Here is a 26,173-nt window from a genome sequence, read left to right as displayed (position 1 = left end):
CCGGGTTCGTGCGGGAAAGGGAATCATTCGCCACGCCCATGCAAAAGGGCCGGCGCATAGTGGCACCGGCCCTTTTTCAAAAGTCTGGCTCGCAGGCGTTTTATTTCGAAACGAAGCAGTTCCCGCCAGCGGCCTTGTAGCTCTCGCAGAGGCTGATCGCATCGGCACGCGACTGGCTTGCAACGCGGACCCGGTAGAAGGTGCCCTTGCCGGCCACTTCAGCCTTGACGATGTTGACGCTGCGGCCCTGAAGCACGCTGGCATAGCGGCGGGCCAGATCCTGATAGGTGGACTGGGCGGCCTCGACGCTTGGCTGCGAAGCAATCTGCACAGCCCATGTTCCGGCTGCCGCCGCGTTGGGATCGAGTGCTGCGACCTGCCCCGGCTTCACCTCGCCAACGATGTTCACGGGCTGCTCAGCAGGGCGCTGCGGAGCAACAGGAGCTGCCGAAGGCGTATTGGCGGACTGCTGGGGCTTTGCCGCCGGCGTCACGGCACCGGTCTGCTCGGCACCGGGAGCGCTCACCGCCTGCGGCGCCGGGTCCTGCGGTTCGGTCGCCGCAACCTGCTGGGCCGGCGCGGGTTCTTCACGAGGCACCAGCGTGCCGTCGGGCTTCACGACCATGGTGCGAACCTTGCGCGGCGCAACGGCAGGCGTTTCCTCAGAGGCGACATCATCAACGGTAGCCGGAGCGACGCGCTCTTCCGACTTGGCGGAAGCCGGCGCACCCTCGCCCACCACACGCGCCTCGGGAGCCCTTGCGGCAACATCCACAGGCTTCTCGGCGTCAGAGACGAGTTTTTCCTGAGTGGGAGCCGCCGGATTACCGCCCCTGGCAACCATGTCATAGACCTTGTTGTCCTGATTGGGGATCACGGTGCCGCCGGGATTTTCCGGCTTGACCTTGATCGGCGCGTCATCGGCGCGGACAAGTACAGGCGCATCGCCGGAATCACCCCCGCCGAAAGAGAGGGCAAACGCCCCTATGCCACCGATGACGGCCACTGCGGCGACGATCGCACCGGCCAGCCACAAACGGTTGCGCGGCTTCTTCTCCTCTGCTTCCGAAATGGTCTCGCCATAATCGGGATCATAGTCGAATCCGTCATCCGCAGCCGCGGCTGCGGCAGGCTGATAGGACTGTTGTGCAGCGGCATCGAAATCGAAGTCGAAATCCTCGTCAAAAGTCCGGTCATAGGATGACGATGGCTGGGCCGCCTGTGCGGCAGCATTTTCCGCCTGTTTCTGAGCAGGCGCAGCAAACACGTCAGCCTGCTGTTCGGCAGGTTGAGCGGCTTCAGTTTCGGCGATGTTCATATCGCTGAGAAGATCGGCGAAATCGGCTTCCAGATCATCATAGGAAGCCGGCTCTGCGACATCCTGCTCGAACGGCACATCCGGAATTTCCAGATCATCGGCAAGAGCGACGGCCCGCTCAGGAATATCGATGGTCTCAAGCTCGGGAATCTCCGCAACGGGCGGGCGGGCCGGTGCCTGCGGCACGGGCGGCTCGTGCGCCACAGGAGCTGCGGCGGGCGTCTCAGGCACGTAGGCGTCGGAGGTAACCTGATAGGCATCAGACGAAGGCTGCGGCTGATGATGCTGCCATGCAGCAGCATTCGCCTGCACGTCAGGCTGGGCGCTAGCCTGCGGCTGTGTCGCTGCAGCAGGCTGTTGCTGCGGGCGCAGGAACGGCGTGCTGCGGCTCCAGCTGTGAGCCTGCGTTGCCGCCGCGACAGTTGCGGCAGCCGGGATGAAGGACTTCAGTGCATCGACAGGATCTGCCGGGGTCTGCGGCTCGAACTGCGGCTGAACGTTCTGCGCAGATTCGGAACCGAAATCGCCGAGATCGAGATCCAGGTCGAAATCATCACGCGCAGATACGGGCGCGGCAGTCTGCTGCGAAACATCGGCAGCGGCTGTCTGATGCTCCACATGAACGTCGAGAGGCCGTTCCAGCTCGAAATCCGGTTCGTAGCCAGGCTGAGGGCGTGCCGACATGCGGTTAAGCAAGGCGTTCAGCTCATCTTCAAGGGTGGGAGCCGGCGCTTCGTCTGCCACTTCCGCCTCAACGGAAGGCAGGTCGGCATGAGCATATGCAAAATCATCGTGCGGCTGCTCATAGGATTGGGGTGCAACATGCAATCCATCGGCAGGGGCAGCATCCCATTCGGGCTCATCCGCAGATGCGGCAGGATGCTCATCGAACACCGCGGCAGCCAGCTGACGTTCAAAATCGTCACCAGCATCAAAAACCTGCTCAGAGGCTGCGGGCGCCTGCGGCTCAGGCGCTGCAACGGCAGGTTCTTCAAAGGCGAAATCGGCATCGTCGAAGACGGCAAAATCATCTGCTGGCTGCGCCTGTCCGGCCAGCTCATCGGTGAGAGCGGCATCGAAGTCGGCGAAGGGATCCGCGTCGGCAGTTCCGGCGACCGTCAGCTCCTGCTCCAGAGCAAGATCGAAATCCGGATAGTCCGCCTCTGCGCTCTGCACGGCGGCGATCGGCGCTTCCGAATGGGCGCCGGCTTGCTGCTCAAAGGCAGGCTCATCGAACGAGATGTCGTCGAAATTGAAATCCGGCTCAGCAGCCGAATGCGTCTGCGCGGCGGTGTCCGTGCCTGCATAGCTTGCGGAAGCATCATAGCTTACAGAAGCATCGTTGCCGGCTTCCGGCCAGGCCGCAGCCTGCGGTTCCTCGCCGAACTCGCCCATCAACTCCTTTTCAAGGTCGATGGTGAAATCATCGTCAGCAACGTCTTCGAAGCGAGGTTGATTGTCCGGCTTCACTGGCACGCGCGGGTCGAAGCCCATGATCCGTGTCAGCTCCGCGAACGGATCATCCGCCGCGATATCGTCGCGGTCTGCTATCCTCAGCTGGGTTCTGTCTGCCATCGTCGTTCCCGAACTCGCACAATCGGACGCCATCGACGTCGCGTAAGGTTGGCCCCTACCAGCGCAATGTGGGCAAATGGTGACAGGTATTCCGCTGCTGTCTAACGCATTTCCTTCGGTGCATCGGCCCCGATCAGCGTCAGACCGGATTGAAGTACATCCGCAACGGCCTGCACCAGCCCTAGTCTGGCAAGGGTCAATTGTGGATCGTTAACCTTAACAAAACGTAAGTCCGGATTATCCGTGCCGCGATTCCAGTGTGCATGGAACGCGCTGGCAAGGTCATAAAGGTAGAAGGCAAGCCTGTGCGGCTCCTGCGAGGAGGCGACCTGTTCTATCAGGCGCGGGTATTCGGCAAGCTTGCGCACCAGCCCGATTTCGCCCTCGTCGGTGAGGCCGGAAACGGCAGCCGAAAGCGTTGCGCGGTCAGGCTCCGAGATGCCCGTCTGCTCCTTCGCCTGACGGAACACGGAATGGCAGCGCGCCGAAGCATACTGCACATAGAAAACCGGATTGTCCTTCGACTGCTCGGTGACCTTGGCGAAGTCAAAGTCCAGCGGCTCGCTGTTCTTGCGGTAGAGCATCATGAAGCGGATCGGATCGCGCCCGACCTCCTCGACCACTTCACGCAGAGTGACGAAGTCGCCCGAGCGCTTGGACATGCGCACAGGCTCGCCGTCACGGAACAGCTTGACCAGATTGCAAAGCAGAACGGTGAGCTTGACCTTGTCGCCGCCAACCGCGCGCGCCAGTGCTTCCAGACGCCGGACATAGCCGCTGTGATCGGCGCCCAGCACATAGATCAGCTCCACGAAGCCGCGATCGACCTTGTTCTTCAGATAGGCAACATCAGCGGCGAAATAGGTGTAGGTGCCGTCGGACTTGACCAGCGCTCGGTCCAGATCATCACCGACAGCGGTTGAGCGGAACAGCGTCTGCTCGCGATCCTCCCAGTCTTCCGGCTTCTCACCCTTGGGCGGCGGAAGCTTGCCCTTGTAGATGTGGCCCTTCAGGGTCAGATCGTTGATGGCCGAGCGGATCGCATTGGCATTGTCGGCGTGCAGGGTGCGCTCGGAAAAGAAGACGTCGTGGCGCACGTTGAGCAGCGCCAGATCATCTTTAATCATCTTCATCATGGCGTCGATGGTGCGATCCTTGACGATTGCCAGCGCCTCATTATCCGGCATTTCCAGCAACTTACGGCCAAATTCCGAAGCAAGCTCCTGCCCCACGGGCACCAGATAATCGCCGGGATACAGCCCTGCCGGAATATCACCGATGTTTTCGCCCAGCGCCTCGCGATAGCGCAGCAGAACGGAACGGCCGAGCACGTCGATCTGCGCACCGGCATCGTTGATGATGTATTCCTTGGTCGCCTCATAGCCGGAGAAATCCATGATGTTGGCGAGCGCATCGCCCACCACGGCGCCGCGACAATGGCCAACATGCATGGGGCCGGTTGGGTTGGCCGAGACATATTCCACATTCACCTTGCGTCCGGCACCGGCGGTGGAGCGGCCATAATCGGTGGCCTTGCCCAGGATGAAAGCCAGATGCTTCTGCCAGAATGCATCGGTGAGGCGCAGATTGACGAAGCCGGGACCCGCCACTTCAGCGCCGGCAACATCGGCATCCTCACTCAGCGTCGCGACGATTCGATCCGCCAGCGCGCGCGGATTTTGTCCGGACGGCTTGGCCAGCACCATTGCGGCGTTGGTGGCCAGATCGCCATGGCTTGCATCCCGTGGCGGTTCGACGGAGATGCGCGATAGATCAAGCACGCCCCCGTCCTTGTCCTTCAGATCAAGCGCTTCGACTGCTTTGATGATCCGCGCGGTGAAGTCGGCGAAGATGTTCATGAGGGGGGCTTTCGATAACAGCTTGGGGTCAGGCAATCGCTTTTAAGGTGCATATCACCGTAAAAGTGAGTTTTCCTGCGCCTAACTCAAATCAGGCGTGTGGTCAAACAAACGCCGGTGCTCTTTCACGGCGTAGGTATCGGTCATGCCGGCGAGGAAATCGGCGACATGACGCGCCTTTATGCGATCTTCCGCGCGATCAAGCCCCTCTCGCCAGCCTTCCGGCATGGCGCGCGGGTCGGAGAAATAGACGTCGAACAGATCGCAGACGATCTTCTCTGCATTGACGCGCACGCGCATGACTTCCGGATGCCGGTAGAGATGCTTGTAGAGAAACGCCTTCAGTTCCTTTTCCTCCACCGCCATGGCCGGTGTGAAGGTGACAATGGTTTCACCGGCCGCCCTCACCGCCTCGGCACTTTCAGGCCGCAGGCGCGCCAGATTTTCAGTGGCGGCCCTGATCACGTCTTCGACCATGATGGTGATCTGACGCCGCATCAGTTCGTGGCCGACGCGCACATCGTCCAGAGCGGGATAGCGCTCCCTCACCTGACGCAGGATTTTGCCCGGCAGTGCAAGATCCTCCAGCATGTCCAGTTCGAGAAGCCCTGCTCTCAGGCCATCGTCGATGTCATGGGTGTTATAGGCGATGTCATCGGCAATCGCCGCGCACTGGGCTTCTATCCCGGCGAAGCGATCGAGTTCGAGATCATGCAGTTCGTTGTAAGCGCGGATGGTGGCCGGCAGCTCGCCATCAAGCCCCTCGCCGTTCGCGCCGGTCAGAGGCCCGTTGTGCTTCACCAGTCCTTCCAGCGTTTCCCAGCTCAGGTTCAGACCGTCGAACTCCGCATAGCGCCGCTCCAGCCGGGTGACGATGCGCAGAGACTGGGCGTTGTGATCGAAACCACCCCAGGCTGCCATCTTCGCGTTCAGCGCATCCTCGCCGGTATGGCCAAAGGGGGTGTGGCCGAAGTCGTGGACGAGCGCCACCGCCTCGGCGAGATCCTCATCGCCACGCAGCGCGCGAGCCAGCGCCCGGGCAATCTGCGCCACCTCGATGGAATGGGTCAGCCGTGTGCGGAAATGGTCGCCTTCATGAGCGATGAACACCTGCGTCTTGTGCTTCAGACGCCGGAATGCGGTCGAATGAATGATGCGGTCGCGGTCACGCTGGAACGGGGTGCGGGTCGGGCTTTCCGGCTCCGGCACGAACCTTCCCCGCGTTCTGGCGGGATCGGTTGCATAAGGCGCGCGCGGCCGGTAGCCGAAGCCTATTCCCTCATAAGCGGCGTTCGCGATACCCTGTCCGATGCTTGCCTCGCCCATACTTTCTCCGCAGATCGCAACGGGCACTCATGGCCAGCGACCAGTTGTTGACTTGATGGCACGGCGTACATACCTATCAAGAGAAATCAAATGCAAGGTGACGCCGTGAACGCGAACGCCGCGATGAACTCCAACGTCGAAGTAACCGAAGCCGCAGCAAAGCGGATCGCCAGGATCGTTTCCGGCGACCCGGGCAAAAGCGCATTGCGCGTTTCCGTCGAAGGTGGCGGCTGTTCCGGCTTCTCCTACAAGTTCGATCTCGTTGAAGGCCCCGATGAGGGTGACGTCGCCATCGAGAGAGATGGCGCAACAGTGCTGATCGACGACATTTCTCTGGTCTATCTCGGCGGTTCCGTCATCGATTTCGTCGACGACCTGATGGGCCAGTCGTTCCAGATCAGGAATCCGAACGCCGTGGCTTCCTGCGGCTGCGGAACCAGTTTCTCCATCTGACGCAGCATTCTGCCACAGAAAAAGGCCGCCCAAGGGCGGCCTTTTCGTGTTGATCCGCGATCCGAACTCAGGCTTCGGCCGACATGGCGGCCTTGCGCAGGCCCTGTGCATCACCGGTGGCGCCGTTGAAGACCAGATTGAGCGCCACGGCGGCAATGGATGCCAGCAGGATGCCGGAGTCCACCAGCGGGCCGATGGCCTTCGGCAGCCAGATGTGGAAGTCGGGCGCCACGACCGGGATCATGCCGAAGCCCAGCGAAATCGCCACGATGAACAGGTTGTTGCGATTGGCCTTGAAATCCACGGCCGACAGAATGCGGATTCCGGTTGCCGCCACCATGCCGAACATGACGATACCCGCACCACCGAGCACCACCGTGGGGAGCGCCTCCACCAGCGCACCCATCTTGGGGATGAGGCCCAGAACCACCATGATGACGCCGCCCGCCACGCAAACGAAGCGGCTGCGAATGCCGGTAACGCCCACCAGACCGACATTCTGCGAAAAGCTCGTATAGGGGAAGGTGTTGAAGATGCCGCCAAGCACGGTGCCGAGACCGTCCATGCGCAGGCCTGCCGACAGCATCGGCTGGGTGATCTTCTTTTCCGTCATGTCGCCGAGGGCCAGGAACATGCCCGTCGACTCAATCATCACCACGATCATCACCAGAACCATGGTGATGATGAGGACCGGATCGAAGATCGGCATTCCGAAATGGAACGGCGCGATCGGCGCGAACCACGCGGCGTTGGCCACCTTGTCGAAATGCATCATACCGAGCGATGCCGCAATGACACCGCCGGCTACGATACCGACGAGAACGGCTACATTCGACAGAAAGCCCTTCGCGTAGCGCGCGACACCGATGATGACGCCAAGCACGACCAGCGAAAGCACGATGTTGGATACGGGCGCATAGGCCGCATTCGGAATGCTGGGCGCCAGCCCCATCCCGGCCGGCACAGGCGGCAGCGTCGAGCCGGCGGCCCCTGCCGCCTCCTTCACCGAATTCAGCCATGCCGCATGTTCGGGGTTGATGATCTTCGGCGCCGTAGGCCCGAACGGCATGCCGAATATCCAGTTGATGCCGATCTTCATCAGCGACACCCCGATGACGAGGATGATCGTTCCCGTGACCACAGGCGGGAAAAGCCGCAACATGCGGCTGACAAAGGGAGCGATGAGCACGGTTATGATGCCGGCCCCGATGATGGCGCCGAAGATCATGCGCGCGCCTTCATAGCCGGGATTTGCCGCGGCCATGGAAACCATGGGGCCAACGGCTGCAAAGGTTACGCCCATCATCACCGGAAGCTTGATGCCGAACCATTGCGTTGCGCCCATGGATTGCAGGATCGAGGCAATGCCGCAGACGAACAGATCCGCGGAAATGAGGAATGCGACGTCGGCCGGTTCAAGCTGAAGCGCCCTGCCCACGATGAGCGGCACGGCAATAGCGCCTGCATACATGACAAGAACATGCTGAAGGCCGAGCGTAAACAAACGCGGCGCAGGCAGCATCTCGTCGACGGAATGCGTCGATGCTGTTGACATTATGGTCCCTCCCTTTGCGCGACAGCTGAAACGGGTTCCATAGACTGCCGCGATAGTGCAGGATGATCTCAATCAAACCGACATGCTATCAAGAACTGTTTGAAATAGTCGCGAGAATTTCATGAAGATTGCCACCTGGAACATCAACGGCGTGCGGGCCCGTATCGGCAATCTCACCCATTGGCTGCAGGAGAGCGCTCCGGACGTCGTTTGCCTGCAGGAAATCAAATGCGTCGATGAACAGTTCCCCCGTCTGGAGATCGAGGCGCTGGGCTACAATGTCGAAACGCACGGCCAGAAAGGGTTCAACGGCGTTGCCCTGCTTTCCAGATTGCCGTTCGACGAGGTCAATCGCGGCCTGCCCGGTGACGATGGCGACGACCATGCACGGTTCATCGAAGGCGTTTTTTCAACGCCAAAAGGCGCGCTGCGCGTCGCCTCGCTCTACCTGCCCAATGGCAATCCGGTCGATGACCCGGTGAAGTTTCCCTACAAGCTCGCCTGGATGCAACGCCTTGAAGACTGGGCGCGCGAGCGCCTTGCTCTGGAAGAGGCGCTTGTTCTGGCAGGAGATTACAACGTCATTCCTGAGCCGATCGACGCAAGACATCCCGAAGCGTGGGTCAACGACGCACTTTTCCAGCCTCAGACCCGGCAGGCATTCCGGCGACTGGAGAACCTCGGCTTTACCGAGGCGGTGCGCGCGGTTACCGACGAACCGGACGTCTACACATTCTGGGATTATCAGGGCGGCGCCTGGCAGAAGAACAACGGCATCCGTATCGATCACCTGCTCCTGTCGCCGGAGGCGGCTGACATGCTCGGTTCGGCATCGATCGAGAAACATGTGCGGGCGTGGGAAAAGCCGTCCGATCATGTGCCGGCGGCTGTGGAACTCAGGCTGGAAGCTGCCTGAAGCGCTTCGTGAAGCAAAGGTAACGATTCAAGCGAAGCCCGCATCCTGCGGAAAAAGAATCACAATCGCGTCTGGCTGTGATCAGCCGGCGCGTTTGGCTTTGAGCAGCGGACGCGCCGGGCTGCGCCCGGTCAGTTACTGGTTGATGCCCTTGGTCAGCATGTCATCGGCCAGAGCGATAGCCGTGCGGCGGTCGGCTTCCGGCGCCAGGGCGAAGGCCTCTTCCTGCATGTTGCGGATCCAGCCCTGATCGACAGGCTGGGCACGCTCAAGCGCTACAGTCATCAAAGCCAGACCGCGAACCGCCTTGCCGCTGTGAAACAGCAGATTGCCGAGCGTTGCCTGCGCGCCCGCGTGCCCCTTTTCGGCGGCAAGCTGCAGCCAGCGGCCGGCCTGCCTTGTGCTTGCCTTCACGCCACCCTCGCCGTTGAGGAACATCCTGCCCATTTCGTACTGGGCATTCGGGTTGCGGTAATTGGCTGCCGCGCGCATGAAATATTCCTGCGCAGCGGTCGCGTCCGGCTGGACCGGTGTGCCGGGTATCCCTCTGCGGATATAGTCTCCCAGCGCAACCAGCGCATCGGAAACATAGCTTTCCTCAGGCGAACCCGGCTCGACATCCTGTTCGGCGATTTCGCTGAAAAACTTGAAGGCTTCATAGTCGTTGCGGGCGACACCATCGCCCTCGGCATACATGCGGGCCAGCTTCCACGTTGCGCCGATCTGGCCATTTTCCGCAGCATAGCGATATGCCTCAACCGCCTGCTCCTTATGGCCGCTGTGATAGGCGGAGAAACCAAAACGGAAAACGGCAAACGGATTGGATTTCGGCTTCACACCCGTCTTGTCGTCGAACACCTTGTCGTCAAAGGCAAGTGCGGGCTCGACAGCAGACAGGGAGGCACAGGCTATCACCGTGCCCAGCATACATGAGCGCAACACTCCCGAAATCTGTCGGGAATGGGTTGCCACGAAATGAGCCGGCTGTTGCCGCACGCCGGCATCTCTTCCCGCGCGGGGAAGCAACATCGAAACTGAGCGGGAAATAACCGGGACTTCCATACTCTTCCTTGCGCCTACCACACTGCCAGCCTGTCTCATCATCCGTTGATGAAACCACAACTGAAAATACCTGCGGACCCCTTTTTCTTGCCGCTTGTTTTTCCGGGGCCTTAACGAAGTGCCTCCGGTTTATGGCGGGAAGTGGGCGGTTCTCGTTGCGGCAGGCCTAGCACAAGGGAAGTTGAACGACTGTTGCAGATTCACCACAAACTGAAGACGTCGCTAACCGAAGGTGAACAGCCGTTCGGAGACAGATTCCGAAAAACCCGACAAACATATGATCTTAAAAGATAAAAGCCCGGCAATGCCGGGCTTTTATGTCATTCAGGAGATCAACTCACCACTTGAGGCTGTAGCCTGCAAGACCGGAAACGGACCAGCCACTGCCGACGGCGTAATTACCATTCGTAGCACTGTAAGCAGTTTCTTCGACGGATCCGACGCGGGAGACGCCACCGCCCAGACGCAGTTCGCCGAACCCGTCCTTCATGATCAGGCCAGCCCCGAGGGTGATAACGTCTCCATGAAGGTCGTATCCAGTAGAAGTTCCACGGTCCCACATGAGAAACGCGGTTCCGGAAATCTGGTCGTTAAACGAATGACCGATACCGCCCATGATGGTCCAGCCATCGCGCCAGAAGTACTTGTTCTCAGTTTTGAAAAAACCATTATTTACGTCGAGCGTAAGGGTCTTGTTTACGGACCAGTCAGTCCATTTCACTGAGCCATAAGCAAGCCAGCCCGGTGCAATACCGGTCTGAAACTTTGCTTCCACACTCTGCGGAAGCTTGCCATTGCCTTCAGCTGGCAAAAGTCCGCCAGCTGCAACACCAGAAGCTTCGATCTTCGTTCCCGAACGATAAAGCACCTGTGCACGAAGAGCGATGTCCGGAATTTCATAGGCAAGTCCACCACGCCAGCCCCACGCGGTGCCGCCAAGCTCGACAGGCAGAGGCGTGGGTGCACCACCAGCGCCGGGAATAACTACGCTGAGGTCGTAATCGAAATCGTCGACATAGGCGCCGGCAATGACAGAAAATCTTCCCTTGCTCAGATCAAAGCCCACAGCACATGTCGCTGCGTATTCCGTGACGGTGAAGGTCTCTTCCAGCTTGCCATAATAGGTGTAGGGAGCCACGGGCGCCTGCGCACGCGGCGCATCGAAAGATGATGCCGCACCAAACGAGTTCGCAATCGTGCCCGCACAGGACACATTGTCCGACAGGCGGAACTTGGCCGCCAGAGACGGCATCACGTAAGTGTCTGCGTAATCGTGTCCGATGTTCGAAGGGCCGCTCTTGATCTTGCGCTCGGGGCTCACCACGGTCACGCTGGTGCGGACGTTGAAATTGCCCTGCTCGAACAGAATATCCGTATCTGCGGTTCCACGCGAAAAACCGCCAGCATTGGCTGCAGCCATCGCAAGAAGAGAAAGCGCGGTTGCTCCGGAAAGCGTCGCGATACCCTTAATAACCATGAAGTCCTCTCCCCGAAAGTTCCTGATTTCTAGGTAGAACCAATTAGACGGCGCGATGCAACACCGTTGTGTACACCGTACAAGTACGGTAAAATCCGACGACTGTCCCCAGACTTGCCGTCATCTTGAGCAGGCGCCTGAAAACCCAATTTTTCAGCATCGCAAGCCTTGAAATTGCCCGGCATGTTATACGGGATACTCCAAAACAGGCCGTTTTCGAGAGAAAAAGGCCCCATTGTTACATTATGGCAACAATGGGGCCTAATCTTCCGTATACGTCAATTCTTACGTTACGGGAGGGCCTCGAAATGAGGCCTCAAAGCGCAACCGGAAGTTTTGAGAGTACGCGAATCGCGCAACAAAAAGACCCGAAAACCGGGCAGGGTTTTCGGGTCTTTCAGCAACAGCAAGCTGCCCTGATTGTTTAACCGGCTGAGCGCACCCGTTCGAGAGCCATGGCAAGCCGTGCCTGCGCTTCCTCGAACTCCGCCAGCTTCTCCCGCTCCGCCGCCACCACATCCTCGCGGGCATTGGCGACGAACTTCTCGTTTGAGAGTTTTTTCGCGATGCGGGCGATCTCCTCGGTAACCTTGGCCACTTCCTTCTTGAGGCGCGCTTCCTCGGCCTTGAGGTCAACCAGATCGCCGAGCGGCAGACATATCGTTGCCTCACCCAGAACGAGCTGTGCCGAGCCTTTCGGAGCGGTGTCGGTGAGCGCAATATCGCCCACGCGCGCCAGCCGGCGAATGGCCGTCTCATGACGGACAAGGCGTTCGCGGGTGGTCTCATTGGCTTCCACCACGACCAGCGGCGCGATTGCGGCTGCCGGCACATTCATTTCCGAGCGAACCGAGCGGATGCCGGAAACCAGATCGACCAGCCAGTTGATGTCGCCAGCTGCCTCTGCATCCTCGAACTCGGGAGCCGGCCATGCAGCGTGGCACAGCAGCGTCGAACGCTCACGCCCCTCGCCCGCCGTCTGTGCCCACAGTTCTTCGGTCATGAACGGCATCATCGGATGCAGAAGCTTGTAGATCTCATCCAGAACAAAGGCGAAGCAGGCGCGGCTTTCGACCTTGGCGGCTTCATCGTCCCCCATGAAAACCGGCTTCAGCAATTCGACATACCAGTCGCAGACCAGATTCCAGACGAAGCGATAGGCAGCGCCCGCGGCCTCGTTGAAACGATAGCTGGTAATGGCTTCGGTAACAGCACGCGCAGTGCGGGTCAGTTCCGTGAGGATCCAGCGATTGACCGCCAGCTTCGCATCGCCAAGCCAGAAATCGTCATTGCGCGCCACGCCGTTCATCTGTGCGAAGCGCGTGGCGTTCCACAGCTTGGTGCCAAAATTGCGATAGCCGGCAATGCGGGCGGGATCGAGCTTCACGTCGCGCCCCTGCGCGGCCATGATGGTCAGCGTGAAGCGCAGCGCATCGGCGCCGTATTCGTCGATCAGTTCCAGCGGGTCGATGACGTTGCCCTTGGACTTCGACATCTTGGCGCCGTTCTTGTCGCGAACCAGCGCATGGACATAGACCGTGTGGAACGGCTCCTCGTCCATGAAGTGCAGGCCCATCATCATCATGCGGGCGACCCAGAAGAAGATGATGTCGAAGCCGGTCACCAGCACGTCGGTCTGGTAATAGGTCTTCAGCTCAGGCGTCTGATCCGGCCAGCCAAGCGTCGAGAACGGCCACAGCGCCGAGGAGAACCATGTGTCCAGCACATCCTCGTCGCGGGTGAGGATCGCGCCCGGCTCGAAATTCTCCAGCCGTTCCTCGACCCATGCCTTCCAAGGGCCTTCATGGGCGAGATAATGCTGGATGGCCGCGTTCAGCGCCTCTTCCTCGCTTTTTTCTACGAAGATATGGCCGTCCGGTCCGTACCAGGCCGGGATCTGATGTCCCCACCAGAGCTGACGGGAGATCGTCCATGGCTGGATGTTTTCCATCCAGTCGAAATAGGTCTTCTCCCAGTTCTTCGGCACGAAGTTGGTGCGGCCTTCACGAACCGATGCGATAGCCGGCTTCGCCAGTTCGGCGGCATTCACATACCACTGGTCAGTCAGCAGCGGCTCGATCGGCACGCCGCCACGATCTCCGTGGGGAACCATGTGGCGGTGCGGCTCGATCTTTGCGAGGAAACCGCCCTCTTCCATGATCTGAACGATGAGCTTGCGCGCCTCGAAACGGTCGAGGCCATGGAGCTGTTCCCACACGCCCTCGCGCAGAGGCGTGACCTCGACACCTTCGAGGAAATCCTCGTTGTCTCGGATATCGATCTTCGCTTCGGTTGTCAGGATGCTGATGGCACGCAGGTTGTTGCGCTTGCCGACCTCGAAGTCGTTGAAGTCGTGCGCCGGCGTGATCTTGACCGCGCCGGTTCCCTTTTCCGGGTCGGAATACTCATCGGCAACCACCGGGATCAGCCGGCCGACGATCGGCAGCACGACATTGCGCCCGACCAGATTTTTGTAGCGCTCGTCATCTGGGTGAACGGCAACGCCCGTATCGCCCAGCATCGTCTCGGGACGCGTGGTGGCGACGGTCACATAGGTGGCCGGGTTTTCAGGGTCATAGGTCTCGCCCTCGACGGGATAGCGGAAATGCCAGAGATTTCCGTCCATCTCCTTCTGCTCGACCTCAAGGTCGGAGATCGCGGTGAGCAGCTTGGGGTCCCAGTTCACAAGGCGCTTGTCCTTGTAGATCAGCCCTTCCTTGTAGAGGGTGACAAAGACTTCCAGCACTGCCTTCGACAGGCCTTCATCCATGGTGAAGCGCTCGCGCGACCAGTCGCAGGATGCGCCCAGCCGCTTGAGCTGGTTGAAGATCGAGCCACCAGACTCGGCTTTCCACTCCCACACCTTGTCGATGAATTCTTCGCGGGTCAGATCGCGGCGATGAATGTTCTTTTCCGCCAGACGGCGCTCGACCACCATCTGCGTGGCGATGCCCGCATGGTCCATGCCCGGCTGCCACAGAACATTCTTGCCGCGCATGCGCTCGAAGCGCACCATGATGTCCTGCAGCGTGTTGTTGAGCGCATGGCCCATATGCAGCGAGCCGGTGACATTGGGCGGCGGAATGACGATGGCGAAGGATTCAGCGCCTTCCTCGGCACCGGCGCCGGCGCGAAACGCGTCGGCCTCGTCCCACGTGGCGGCAATTCTGGGTTCGACGGTCTTCGCGTCGTAGGTTTTTTCAAGCATCAAATGGGGTCCGGACTGTCGGGAACTGGTTTTCACGGTAAATCGGATGGGCAGCTACAAGTCAACCGCGCGTCAACGGCGCGCCGAAGCGACAAGTTCCGCCAATACGGGCGGAATCGCCTGTGGCAGGTCTTCGGCGATCAGACCCGGGCCGAAGCGACTGCCGGCCTCGGCATGCATCCATACGGCCGCGCAGGCCGCTTTGAAGGCCGGCATGCCCTGTGCCAGAAGCCCGGCTACCAGCCCCGCCAGAACGTCGCCAGAACCCGCTGTCGCCAGCCACGGCGCGCCGTTGGAGTTGATGGCGGCACGGCCGTCGGGCGCAGCAATGACCGTATCCGCCCCCTTGGTAACGACGACGCCATGCGCCCGTGCGGCCGCCTGCCGGGAGCGTTCCAGCTTGGACAGGTCTTCCTCTGACGCCAGATCAGGGAACAGCCGCGCAAACTCGCCATCATGCGGCGTCAGGACCAGCGCCGGCGCGCCTTCCGCGTCCGCCGCCTCAAACAGAGCTGCCGGCTCATCCCGAAACGAGGTGATGCCGTCCGCATCGAGCACCATTCCCCCGGCTCCCGAGCGCGAGGCCAGCACCGCCAGCGTGAACTCCCGCGCCTTGTCACCTACGCCGAAACCGGGACCAAGCACGAAGGCTGATGGCCGACGATCTGCTAGATATGCGCCCAGCTCAGCGACTTCATCGGCCTTGCGCAGCATGATGGAGGTCAGATGCATAGCGTTCACCGCCAGCGCATTTGCCGGCGACAGGACCGTGACCGCCCCTGCCCCGCTACGCGCTGCGCCAAGCGCGGAAAGACGCGCGGCGCCCGTTGAAGCCGGTCCGCCTGAAAAGATGCCGACATGGCCACGCCGGTATTTATGGGTATCTACGCCCGGCACCGGAAAATGCGGCAACCACAGTTTTGGAGCGTTGGCAAAGGTGCGCACGTTGAGTTCCGCGATCACCGCGTCCGGGATACCGATGTCGGCCAGAACAACCTCCCCGCAATGGTCCCTGCCCGGCAACAGCAGATGACCGGGTTTCCTGCGGGCGAAAGTGACCGTCAGCGCCGCCCGGAACGCCGGCCCGGTGATTTTTCCGCTCGCGCCCGAAACACCAGACGGCAAATCGATGGCGACCACCGGCAAGCCCCTCGCCGTGACCAGTTCGATCGCGCGGGCGCAATCGCCCTCCACTGGCCTGGACAGGCCGGCCCCGTATAACGCATCGACAATGACCGCCCCCGCATCGGCATCGAATGCGGCAAGCGGTGCGGGCTGAAGCGGGCATTCTGCAGCCGCGACGGCGGCATCGCTTCCCGGCCGCGGCTCTTCCGAAGCCCACAGCGAAACAGCCATGCCGCTTTCGGCAAGCAGGCCTGCCACCACATAACCATCGCCGCCATTGTTACCGGGACCGCACAGCACATGCACTTGTTCGGCAGCCGGGTAATGTCGCATCACTTCCCGCGCCACCGCTGTGCCCGCATTGCGCATCAGCCCCTTGCCGTCGAACGGTCCGGCCACGATCGCCCTGCGATCGGCCTCAGCCATTTCCGTCGGCGAAAGAAGTTCGGTTTTCATGGGTAGATTCCCGCAGTTACCGCTTCAGGCACAGCGCCCAGCTTCCATATTAGCATCCGGGCGCGCTTGCGACGATGGCTTTGCCACCGTCTCTCCGCTCACGAAATGTCCACCATGCCTGTTTTTTGTGCAGCGTCCGTATGGACATTGCGTCGCGCGTGGCTTCCCATGCTGCCAGCTATGCCAGTCCTGAGCATGCAGGCAGCGAAAATTGCCTTTGTGAGGGTTCATCGACCGAATTGGCACGGTTCATGCTTGAGATTTGCGCGAGTGGGTTTTTCACCCCTTTGCCATTGGAGATTCAGCTCATGAAGAAGATCGAAGCGATCATAAAGCCGTTCAAGCTCGATGAAGTGAAGGAGGCCCTGCAGGAAGCGGGTCTGCAAGGCATTACTGTTATCGAGGCCAAGGGCTTCGGTCGTCAAAAGGGCCATACCGAGCTCTATCGTGGCGCCGAATATGTCGTCGATTTTCTGCCGAAGGTGAAGATCGAGCTGGTGCTGGGCGACGACGCAGTCGACACCGCCGTGGAAGCCATTCGCAAGGCTGCCCAGACCGGACGCATCGGCGACGGCAAGATTTTTGTCTCCAACATCGAGGAAGTCGTGCGCATCCGCACCGGCGAGACCGGCACCGACGCCATCTGACCCTCTTTTTCCATTTCCAACATTCTCAAGCCAAGGAAGCCTGAAATGACTACAGCCGCCGACATTATGAGGCAGATCAAGGACAACGACGTCAAGTTTGTCGATCTGCGCTTTACGGACCCCAAGGGCAAGCTGCATCACGTCACCATGGACGTGGCCGAAGTCGAGGAAGACATGTTTGCCGACGGCGTCATGTTCGACGGCTCGTCCATCGCCGGCTGGAAGGCGATCAACGAGTCCGACATGGTGCTGATGCCCGATCCCGAGACGGTGCACATGGACCCGTTCTTCGCGCAATCGACCATGGTGATTTTGTGCGACATTCTCGATCCTGTTTCCGGCGAATCCTACAATCGTGACCCCCGCGGCATTGCCAAGAAGGCCGAGGCCTACATGAAGGCGGAAGGCATCGGCGACACCATCTTCGTCGGCCCCGAAGCGGAGTTCTTCATCTTCGACGACGTGAAGTACAAGTCCGATCCCTACAACACCGGCTTCAAACTGGATTCGTCCGAACTGCCATCGAACGACGACACCGACTATGAAACCGGCAATCTGGGCCACCGCCCCCGTGTCAAGGGCGGCTACTTCCCCGTTCCGCCGATCGATTCGTGTCAGGACATGCGCTCGGAAATGCTCTCCGTGCTGACCGAAATGGGCGTGCGCGTGGAAAAGCATCATCATGAGGTAGCGGCCGCCCAGCATGAGCTTGGTGTGAAGTTCGATACACTCGTACGTAATGCCGACAAGATGCTGCTCTACAAGTATGTCGTTCATCAGGTGGCCAACGCCTACGGCAAGACGGCGACCTTCATGCCGAAGCCGGTGTTCGGCGACAACGGCTCGGGCATGCATGTCCATATGTCGATCTGGAAGGACGGCAAGCCGACCTTCGCCGGCAACGAATATGCGGGCCTTTCGGAAAACTGCCTGTACTTCATCGGCGGCGTCATCAAGCACGCCAAGGCCATCAATGCCTTCACCAACCCGCTGACCAACTCCTACAAGCGGCTGGTTCCGGGCTATGAGGCCCCGGTGCTGCTGGCCTACTCCGCCCGCAACCGCTCGGCCTCCTGCCGCATTCCCTTCGGCTCATCGCCGAAGTCGAAGCGTCTCGAGGTCCGCTTCCCCGATCCGGGCGCGAACCCCTACCTCGCCTTTGCCGCGCTGCTGATGGCCGGTCTCGACGGCATCAAGAACAAGATCCATCCCGGCCAGCCGATGGACAAGGATCTGTACGACCTGCCGCCGAAGGAGCTGAAGAAAATCCCGACCGTTTCGGGCTCGCTGCGCGAGGCGCTTCAGAACCTCGACAAGGACCGCGCCTTCCTGAAGGCCGGCGGCGTGTTCGACGACGATCAGATCGATTCGTTCATCGAGCTGAAGATGGCCGAAGTGATGCGCTTCGAAATGACGCCGCACCCGATCGAGTTCGACATGTACTACTCGGTCTGATCCGGCACCTGCACCATCAAAAGAGGCCCCGCACGCTGTTGCGGGGCCTTTTTCTTGGCTGCCCGGAGCCGTCTCCCCGACTGCAGAACCCGGTTTATACGATTGTCGTGACATATGCAGATTGTTTGTCGGTTATGTCTTGGCAATTGCCGCCGGATCGACTAGATCAGCCCCGCGCCTGCTGCTTTGCGGCTGTGCGCTGGACAGGCAGCCTGAAGGTCATGGCTGCTTCAACGGCTTTCGGGCCGATGTCCGCGGAAGTGTGCATTTCCGACCAGCACGGCGCAACCGGCCGCTGCCAGCACACAAGACGGAGAGGTGGCCGAGTGGTTGAAGGCGCACGCCTGGAACGCGTGTATAGGGGCAACTCTATCGAGGGTTCGAATCCCTCTCTCTCCGCCATTTCTACCCTGACGAACGTTCTCCGCACGCGGACGCGGCGCTGAAACGCCAAGGAACCGCGCGGTTCGGGTGCGAAGCTCTGGACTGCGACGCCGGCACACTCGGCTCCGAGCGTTCTCTCTCCGCCGTTTTTCTCTCGACCTCTGGACTGAACCGGCGCCAGTACGGAACCCTAAGTATACGAAATCAAATCAGAAACGGCCGCTGACCTACCACCCGAATTGATATCCCCTTTGCCGGGCGTCAGTCTTCCGAGAAGAAATCCTCGTCCAGGCGCTTGAACTCCAGCACGCGGCTGGAACGCACCCCGACACCGTGTTCGACCATCAGCTCCGTCAGGCGGCGTCCGTCAATCAGGATCACACGCTGCGGAATGCGTGATGCGAACTCGACGGCCTGGGCGGAGAACGTCGAGGTCGTCACGAAAACGCCCTTTGACGCGCCGAGGCCGACCAGACTTCCGGTGAATGCCTGGATCTCGGGCCGCCCGACCGCGCTTCCCGGGGCGTATCGTTTCGCTTGGACGTAGACGCGATCGAGACCGAGAACATCCTCGTTGATCACGCCGTCAACGCCCCCGTCGCCCGATTTGCCAAGTTGCTCGGACGCATTGCGATGAGAGCCCCCGTAGCCCATCGCCACCAGAAGTTCGACGATGACCTGTTCGAAGAAGCTCGGGCTGTTTTGAAGGATGCGATCCAGCAGGTCTGCGCGCAGTGCAGCGTGGACAGCTTTGTATGCGGCTTCGACCACCTCCTCAGGCGTCGCGGACGGAGGCTCCACTTCGGCAGGCGCGGTGACCGCCTCGGAATCGTCCCCACCCCGGTAGAAGTCGCGAAACGCCGGGATCGCAAGCAGGTACTTGGTATCGAGGCTGGCGGGCGGATTGGCCAGCACCTGCTGCCCAGCCGGAGTTATCGCAAAGCGTCCGCGCTTGGGACTTTCCAGCAGTCCAGCCTTCGTCAGATAGAATTTTGCCCAATGGATGCGGTTGTGGAGAACGCGCTGTTTGCCGCTCGGCAGCATCTGCTCGCGCTCTTCATCTGAGAGATCGAATTTCGTCGCAATCTCAGCTTCGGCCAGTGGCACCGAGGTTTCGGCCTTGGCAGCTACCTCCAGGACCGGGAGCATGAGGGATTGATAGTCGGGGATGCTCATTTCGCATCCCCATACTGGTTGGCCAGCCCCTCAAGCGTCATGTTCTCGGCTATGGCGTCGTGCGGGATGAGCACGTAGGTCCACGGCTTGCCGCCATAACTGCGCGCGTGCGCGCTGGCCTGCTGGCACCATCGGACAGCGACTTCCTTCTTGGCCAGCACTTCGCCGTCGGTCATCTGATTCGACGCCTTGGGCTCCAGCATGAAGATCCGATCTCCGGTTTCGGCGACGAAGTCCGGCTGGTACTCGGGATTATCCGCTCCCCACTTGTAATAGATCTGGAACTGCCCCTTGGCCGGCTTGAACCACTTCAGCGCCTCGCGTTCGAGGATCACCGCGAGTTTGCGTTCGGAATCGGACTGGAATTTCTGAACCGGGTAAAGGCACCGGCTGAACCCGCCGAAGAGGTACTTCGACATATTGCTCTTGTCGGCGGGAGAGGTGCGGAAGTCCAGCGGCTGCTCGTCCGCCGCGGCCGTGTAGGCGCTGGGCCTCAACGCGGTGAAGCCGCGCGTGATGACGACCTCATAGTCGACGTCCGTGTCCTGCCAGAAGTGCTTCTGCATCTGGGCATGGACGAAACGTGCGATCTCGCGCTGATGAAGACGCAGGACCTTGCGTGCATCATCGGCCGAGAGGTAGGAGCACAGATGAGAGACGACCTGCTCCGCGAGATCGTAAAGAAGATCGGCATGCTCGTCATAGGCCACGTCGTCGAAGTCGATAAGACCGCTGACGACGTAATCCTCAAGCCTCTGCTCGTCGATGCTGCCGCGACCGAGCCCGATCACGTCGACCTGCTCCGTCCGCAAATGTCTGATCCATAGCTCGTCATCTGGCGCCGGATACTTGATCGAGGACAGATCGAGCGTGAAGGGCTTGAAGCCTGACTTCACCTCGCCCTTCGGCACCACCAGAATGCGTGGGATGTCGATCGTTTGCTGAACGACAATCTCGGTGGTGCGCGCCACGACCGCCGCCAGGTCGGGCTGTTCTGTGATGCCGGTCAGTTCCATCTGGGCCGGGCGATACTGCGTCGTCACCTCCCTCAGCACCGCGGCCTGGACATCGGGCTGCTGAAGATAGGAGACGCTCGGCAGCTTATCGGGCTGGCTTTCGAATCTGCGGATCACGTCGTAGGTGATCTGGGCAATCCTCTGCTCCTCGGGACCGAACACCGGCGATGCCCTATTGAGCTCCGACTCATAAGTGGTCGCCGTCGGATGCTCGGGCTGAAGTCCCAGTTTCGCAGCAAGCTGCGGCTGCGAGACGATCGTGATCGTCTTTTGCTGAAGCTGGTCGGGATTGAGTATCACCTGCTGCAGGCGGATCGTGGAGTTGGGGTTGTTCGCCTCTTCCACGATCTCCTGAAAGCGGTCATGCGCGACGATGTTAAGTCGGTCGACGGCCGTAACGCCGGTCCGCTTGCCATAGGGAAGCCGAAGACCACGGCCGATGGACTGCTCGATCAGCGTGCGTGCATTCGCCGCGCGGAGCGGCACGATTGTGTAGAGGTTGGTTACGTCCCAGCCTTCCTTCAGCATGTTGACGTGGATGACGATCTCAGTCGGTTCCTCGGTATGCTCGACACGGAGCAACCGCTCGACCATTTCGTCCTCCTCGGCGCCGGTCCTGCTCGAATCGACCTGGATCACCCTCTCCGCATAACGCCCTTCGAAGAAGCCATCCGACTGGATCAGCTGCATCAGCTGGCTCGCGTGCGTCGTGTCCCGCGCGATGACCAGCAAGAACGGCTTGACGATCGGGTTCATCGTTTCGCGCGCATAGGTCTCCAGCTCGACCTTCACGCTTTCATGGAGCCGTACGCCGTCTTCGAGCTTCAGGCGCTCGATCTGCTCCATCGACATGCCAGCCGGGTTGAAGTTCTTCCGGGTGACGACGGCCGGCTCCTTCACAAAGCCATCCGCCATGGCGCGGCCGAGCGGATAGTCGAAGATGACGTTCTTGAACGGGCTGGGGCCGCGATTTGTCTCGACAAAAGGTGTGGCCGTGAGTTCAAGGCCGAGGACGGGCTTCAGCTCGTTGATCGCGCGAATGCCGGCCGACGCGCGGTAGCGGTGCGACTCGTCCATGATCAGCACGAGATCGTCGAGCCCGGAGAGGTAGTCGAAGTAGCTCTCCCCGATCTCCTCGCGAAAGCTGCGGATGCGCGGGCTGCGCCCGCCCCGAACCTCGGAGTTGATCTTTGAGATGTTGAAGATGTTGATCGTGGTGGGGAAAAGCTGACCGCCGCTCGCGATCTGCCGCTCGTAGTTCTCACCCGTGGTGATAACCGGTGGGGCTACGGCGAACTCCGAGATGCCCTTCAGCACGTATTTCGGGGTGTTGGGCGTGAAGTCGGTGATCAGCTTTTTATAGATCGTCAGGTTCGGCGCGAGGACGAAGAAATTGTTCAACCCATGCGCCAGGTGGAGATAGCCGATGAAGGCGCCCATCAGCCGCGTCTTGCCGACACCCGTCGCCAGCGCAAAGCACAGGCTGGGGAATTCCCGCTCGAAGTCCGTTACGCCGGGAAATTCGCTTTGAATGGCGGCAAGGGCCGCATCCAGCTCCGCGCCTTTACGGGGCGGCACGATCTCGGTGATCCGGTCCAGGATTTCAAGAGACTGCCGCTGCGGGGGACGCAGGCTGAGGCGGCCGGCGATGGAGTTCACATGACGGTTCATTTGCCGCCCCCCTTATTCGCGCCGAACAGGTCGGGCTGCTTCGACTTCGCTTTGCTCGGCGCACTCTCGTCGGCCGCGGGCTTCGGCGGCGCCTTCGGCAGGTTCTCGACGTTCAGGCTGTAATCGTCATGGCCCCACTCGCAGCGCGCACGAATGTGATTGGGAATCTTTTTCACCGTCAGGTTGGGCCAGCGATCGACGTTGCCGCGGAAAGCCGAGCACAGGACGAGCAGCGTCTGATCCGGCCCGACCTCCTCGCTCAACTGCTGGAGCTGCTCGGGGCCGAGCGTCTGGGTCGTTACATAGATGAAGTCACGCTCGGTCGAATGCCCCTGTTGCCAATAGACGGCGTCGCTCGGCGCATAGGTGAAGCCCTCCAGCTTGCACAGGGCTTCAGCCAGCATTTCAGCGTTGTAGGCCCTGCTGATGACCTCGCGGCCCCATTTGTCGGTTTCGAGCAGCGATGGCGCTAGCTTGAAGTAGCGGAAGCCGCCGCCGCCCTGCCACCCGACGGCCTCGGTGATGCCGCCCTTGTCATCGCCGTCGATGACCTTCTTCAGTCGCGGGATGATGTGGGTATGGCAGTGCTCGCCCAGCTCCACCATGATCCAGCGGCGACCCATCTTGTGGGCGACGGCGCCGGTTGTGCCGGACCCGGCGAAAGAGTCGAGAACGAGATCGCCGGTTTCCGTAGCAATCTCCAATACCCGTCTGAGCAACTTCTCTGGCTTTGGTGTATCAAATGGGCGCACCCCATCAATAAAGCCTTTCGCCTCTGCTTTTGCGTTTCGGTTGCTTCCCGCAAACGAATGGGTCCAAATTGTTTCAGGCGGTCTAGAGCTATTCTCATCGGCATAGATGCGGAAGTTCGCGCTCCATCCCGACCGCCCCTTTACCCACTCGATGCGCCAGCTTTCCTTCTCGACCCGCTCCGGGCTCCAGCGCCACCGACTATCGCTGCCATCCGGATTCTTGGGAAAGACTTCAGTTCCATCTGGCGCAGTTATCGAGAAGAACATTGTTGGTCGCGCTTCTCGTGTGCCTTCAGCCCCCATCGCTCGCAAAGGCTTTAGATAGTAACGTCTACCTGCATCGTCGACTTTGTTATAGTGAGAAGGAACTTCAGCATCGTCGGAGAAAACATGTTTGATTTTCAGCTCGTTTATGTTCTTGGCGAAGACAATGAGATGGTCGTGTCGTGACGAAAAATAGCGCGCGTCCATTCTGGGGCTGTCGGCCTTTTCCCATGTCACATCCGCCAAGAAGTTTGGCCTGCCAAATATTTCATCGGCCATCACTTTTAGATAGTGGGCCTCATTGTCATCCAGCGTTATCCAAATAGAACCGTCATCTGTAAGCAAACGTCGGAAAATTTCCAGCCGATCGCGCATCAACCCAAGCCAAATCGAGTGCTCCAGCCCGTCATCATAATGCTCAAACGCACTTCCCGTGTTGTACGGCGGGTCAATGAAGACGCACTTCACCTTGCCAGAGAACTCCTGTTCCAGCGCCTTCAGCGCGAGCAGGTTGTCGCCAAAGATCAGCCGGTTGTCGAAGATGTCGTTCTCACCGATCCGGTGCGCGGCATGGTAGGATTTCTCGGGATCTTCGAGCAGGATGCGCGGCTCCAGCCGCGGCCGGTTTTCCTTGCCGACCCATGTCAATTCAAGTTTTTGTTTCTTGCTCATGTGATATTCCTGATCTGCGGCGCCTTCGCCGACAGAAAGTCGAAAAGGGCTTTTTGAGGGTATGGATCTGTCAAGACCATCTTGGCCTTAAGGGGCGCGATCGCAGGATCAGCGCCCAAGCCGTAGTGGTCGATCATGACGTCGCGAAGCAGGGGAATGGCGTCCGTCTGATTGCGGAAGATTGCCAGGGGCCCCTTGAGTGCTGTCTTCGGCTGGACAGCGCCCCATAGCGTCTGACGGGCAAGATCAAACGCCGCGCCCAGCTCGGTCTTCAGCTTCGCCTCGTCAATGAGCGTGGCCCCGGCAATCGCCTGTCTGATGCGCTTCACCAGGACGAACCCGAGGCCATATCCCCCATGCTTGTAGGTGAGCCGTTCAGGGCCATTGGCCGCCCTGGCCTCGGCAAGAATCCTGGATTGGATGTAACGCAGCGCTCGTACCGCGTTCGCCAGTTCGATGCCCGTGAGGGTCGCGTTGAAGAGGTTCTGATATGCGGCGGACTCGGTATCGAGAAGCTGGGCCGGCTCCTTCTTCAGCCAAACGACATATCGAGGGTCCGGCTGAAGAAGCGCCAACGCCTGCGCCGCCTCGTCGATGCGGATACGCTTTGGATCCTGCGCATTATCGGGCCCCTCCGCCTTGTAGGCGTAGTGGATATCGAGATAGGCGAGTTCACGCCGCAGCCGTTCTTGCTGATCGTCCAGGGCAGCGAAATTGGCGAGGAGAACGGGATTCTGGTGATTGCGCGCCCGCGTAACGGCTTTACCAAACGCCTCGTCGGAATCAGACTTGATCAGCGTGACCAGGACGGAGGCGGCTGAGATGTCGGCCGTTTTGTTTTCCGCCGCATAGCGAGCCGATGACGCAATGGTTTGTGCTCCGTTGATCACGGAGAGACCGGTCACCTTGAACTTTTTCTCGGCGCGAGAGCCATTCTTCGGCTCGATCTGCTCGCATAGGGCTGTGACGCCGTTGTTAAGGTACATGAAGTCGGCTGGATTGGTCGCGAGCGTTTCCCGGATCGAACGGTTCACTTCCGTGGTCTGGCCAAGGAATACCCGGATGTTCTTGGCGTAGAGCGCCTTGCCGTGCTTTTCGTGCAGGCCGACCAGATCAGCGACCTTGGCCAGGCCGAAGTAGGTCTTTCGGGGCGCCATGGAGGACGCCCAATCGTGCAACGTCAGATTGGCGTCCACCCGCGGATAAGCCTGACCCGCCTGGAGATCCGCGGCAACTCGATCCGAGCCGTAGTCGACGGCCGCCTTAGTTAGACGTTCCTCGCCGTGATCTTCGTCGTTCAGGAGGTCGTTGATCGCAGTTTCGGCGTGGTTGCTGATCCCGGCGCCGGTATGGGCGATGACAAGTTGAATATGCGAGCAGGCCTCCAGCGCCCCCTCGATCTCGGCCTGCCTGTTCGTGACGTGCCCGTTGAAGCCGGTAAAATCCTGCTTGATGAGCCGTCTCGCACCCTGGCAAAACGCATTGGCCTCGTCCTGGCTGAAGGTTTCCGAGGCCTTCAATTTGCCTTGGACAAGGAAAAGTGTTTCCGAACTGCCCTGATAGTAAATCGCGTCGATGCCGAAATCGTCGAAATCGTCGACGACAGCCGCTGCAGCATCCTTCGGAGAAATTTCGCACAACTTATGAAGCGCGAATGCGCTGAAGGCGCGCGATAAGTTCTTCTTCGCCTGCTGATCAGCCGGCTTTGTCTGATCCTGCAAAGGGGGGAGATTCGGCACGAAATCCCGTGTGAGGGCTGTTTCCAGAAGAGCCATATAGTCTGCACTGAGCGGAGCCATGGTCTGC

Annotated in this window: 16 protein-coding genes and 1 tRNA gene; 5 read left to right on the top strand and 12 right to left on the bottom strand. The window is 60.2% G+C overall.

Annotated features, from left to right (window positions below; all coding sequences use genetic code 11):
• Positions 1-100 precede the first annotated feature (100 nt).
• The 3 genes from MIC97_RS01625 to MIC97_RS01615 all read right to left on the bottom strand — a co-directional run bounded on the left by MIC97_RS01625 (position 101) and on the right by MIC97_RS01615 (position 6,078).
• The gene (locus MIC97_RS01625) at positions 101-2,893 is read right to left on the bottom strand and encodes an SPOR domain-containing protein (RefSeq protein ID WP_239798595.1); all 2,793 of its coding nucleotides are present in this window, start codon (positions 2,891-2,893) and stop codon (positions 101-103) included.
• A gap of 101 nt (positions 2,894-2,994) precedes the next feature.
• The gene (gene argS / locus MIC97_RS01620) at positions 2,995-4,752 is read right to left on the bottom strand and encodes an arginine--tRNA ligase (protein WP_239798594.1); all 1,758 of its coding nucleotides are present in this window, start codon (positions 4,750-4,752) and stop codon (positions 2,995-2,997) included.
• An 81-nt stretch (positions 4,753-4,833) separates the two neighbouring features.
• A complete protein-coding gene (locus tag MIC97_RS01615) occupies positions 4,834-6,078 on the bottom strand; it encodes a deoxyguanosinetriphosphate triphosphohydrolase (protein ID WP_239798593.1) in 1,245 nt (414 codons plus the stop codon).
• 123 nt (positions 6,079-6,201) lie between these two features.
• On the opposite strand from MIC97_RS01615, the gene erpA reads away from it, so the two are divergent.
• Entirely contained in the window at positions 6,202-6,531 is a 330-nt protein-coding gene (gene erpA / locus MIC97_RS01610) for an iron-sulfur cluster insertion protein ErpA (protein WP_239800998.1), read from the top strand.
• A gap of 67 nt (positions 6,532-6,598) precedes the next feature.
• Here the strand turns inward: erpA and MIC97_RS01605 are convergent, their stop codons facing one another.
• Positions 6,599-8,089, bottom strand: a complete 1,491-nt coding sequence (locus MIC97_RS01605) for a nucleobase:cation symporter-2 family protein (protein WP_239800997.1) — start codon at positions 8,087-8,089, stop codon at positions 6,599-6,601.
• A gap of 118 nt (positions 8,090-8,207) precedes the next feature.
• Here MIC97_RS01605 and xth point away from each other — a divergent pair, with 118 nt between their 5' ends.
• Positions 8,208-9,002: an exodeoxyribonuclease III gene (gene xth / locus MIC97_RS01600; protein WP_239798592.1), complete on the top strand. Its 795-nt coding sequence runs from the start codon at positions 8,208-8,210 to the stop codon at positions 9,000-9,002.
• Between the two features lie 135 nt (positions 9,003-9,137).
• Here xth and MIC97_RS01595 read toward each other — a convergent pair whose 3' ends face one another.
• The 4 genes from MIC97_RS01595 to MIC97_RS01580 form a co-directional block, all read right to left on the bottom strand.
• Positions 9,138-9,929 carry a tetratricopeptide repeat protein gene (locus tag MIC97_RS01595; RefSeq protein ID WP_239798591.1) on the bottom strand — a complete coding sequence of 264 codons (792 nt, stop codon included), beginning with the start codon at positions 9,927-9,929 and terminating at the stop codon, positions 9,138-9,140.
• A gap of 472 nt (positions 9,930-10,401) precedes the next feature.
• Complete coding sequence (locus MIC97_RS01590; protein ID WP_239798590.1) at positions 10,402-11,541, bottom strand: aromatic hydrocarbon degradation protein; 1,140 nt, start codon at positions 11,539-11,541, stop codon at positions 10,402-10,404.
• 424 nt (positions 11,542-11,965) lie between these two features.
• Positions 11,966-14,749, bottom strand: a complete 2,784-nt coding sequence (locus MIC97_RS01585) for a valine--tRNA ligase (protein WP_239798589.1) — start codon at positions 14,747-14,749, stop codon at positions 11,966-11,968.
• A gap of 72 nt (positions 14,750-14,821) precedes the next feature.
• Complete coding sequence (locus MIC97_RS01580) at positions 14,822-16,330, bottom strand: NAD(P)H-hydrate dehydratase (RefSeq protein WP_239798588.1); 1,509 nt, start codon at positions 16,328-16,330, stop codon at positions 14,822-14,824.
• Between the two features lie 308 nt (positions 16,331-16,638).
• On the opposite strand from MIC97_RS01580, the gene MIC97_RS01575 reads away from it, so the two are divergent.
• The 3 genes from MIC97_RS01575 (at position 16,639) to MIC97_RS01565 (ending at position 18,834) form a co-directional block, all read left to right on the top strand.
• Positions 16,639-16,977: a P-II family nitrogen regulator gene (locus MIC97_RS01575; protein ID WP_035025932.1), complete on the top strand. Its 339-nt coding sequence runs from the start codon at positions 16,639-16,641 to the stop codon at positions 16,975-16,977.
• 45 nt (positions 16,978-17,022) lie between these two features.
• Positions 17,023-18,432, top strand: coding sequence for a type I glutamate--ammonia ligase (gene glnA, locus MIC97_RS01570; protein ID WP_239798587.1), 1,410 nt, complete (start codon positions 17,023-17,025; stop codon positions 18,430-18,432).
• A gap of 312 nt (positions 18,433-18,744) precedes the next feature.
• Positions 18,745-18,834 (top strand) — tRNA-Ser (locus MIC97_RS01565).
• Positions 18,835-19,077: 243 nt separating this feature from the next.
• Here the strand turns inward: MIC97_RS01565 and MIC97_RS01560 are convergent.
• The 4 genes from MIC97_RS01560 to MIC97_RS01545 are packed head-to-tail and all read right to left on the bottom strand — an operon-like array spanning position 19,078 to position 26,166.
• On the bottom strand, positions 19,078-19,992 hold the full coding sequence (locus tag MIC97_RS01560) for a restriction endonuclease (RefSeq protein ID WP_239798586.1): 915 nt from the start codon (positions 19,990-19,992) through the stop codon (positions 19,078-19,080).
• Entirely contained in the window at positions 19,989-22,679 is a 2,691-nt protein-coding gene (locus MIC97_RS01555; protein WP_239798585.1) for a DEAD/DEAH box helicase family protein, read from the bottom strand. The genes MIC97_RS01560 and MIC97_RS01555 overlap by 4 nt, the downstream gene beginning before the upstream one ends.
• The gene (locus tag MIC97_RS01550) at positions 22,676-24,367 is read right to left on the bottom strand and encodes a site-specific DNA-methyltransferase (RefSeq protein WP_239798584.1); all 1,692 of its coding nucleotides are present in this window, start codon (positions 24,365-24,367) and stop codon (positions 22,676-22,678) included. Before MIC97_RS01550 ends, MIC97_RS01555 begins: the two co-directional genes overlap by 4 nt.
• Complete coding sequence (locus tag MIC97_RS01545; RefSeq protein WP_239798583.1) at positions 24,364-26,166, bottom strand: AIPR family protein; 1,803 nt, start codon at positions 26,164-26,166, stop codon at positions 24,364-24,366. The genes MIC97_RS01550 and MIC97_RS01545 overlap by 4 nt, the downstream gene beginning before the upstream one ends.
• Positions 26,167-26,173: the final 7 nt, after the last annotated feature.

Origin of the sequence: Aquamicrobium sp. NLF2-7, assembly GCF_022359935.1 — a bacterium.
GTDB lineage: Bacteria > Pseudomonadota > Alphaproteobacteria > Rhizobiales > Rhizobiaceae > Mesorhizobium > Mesorhizobium lusatiense.
Note: the sequence above shows the minus strand (reverse complement) of the source record. Positions and strands in the feature narration are given on the sequence as shown.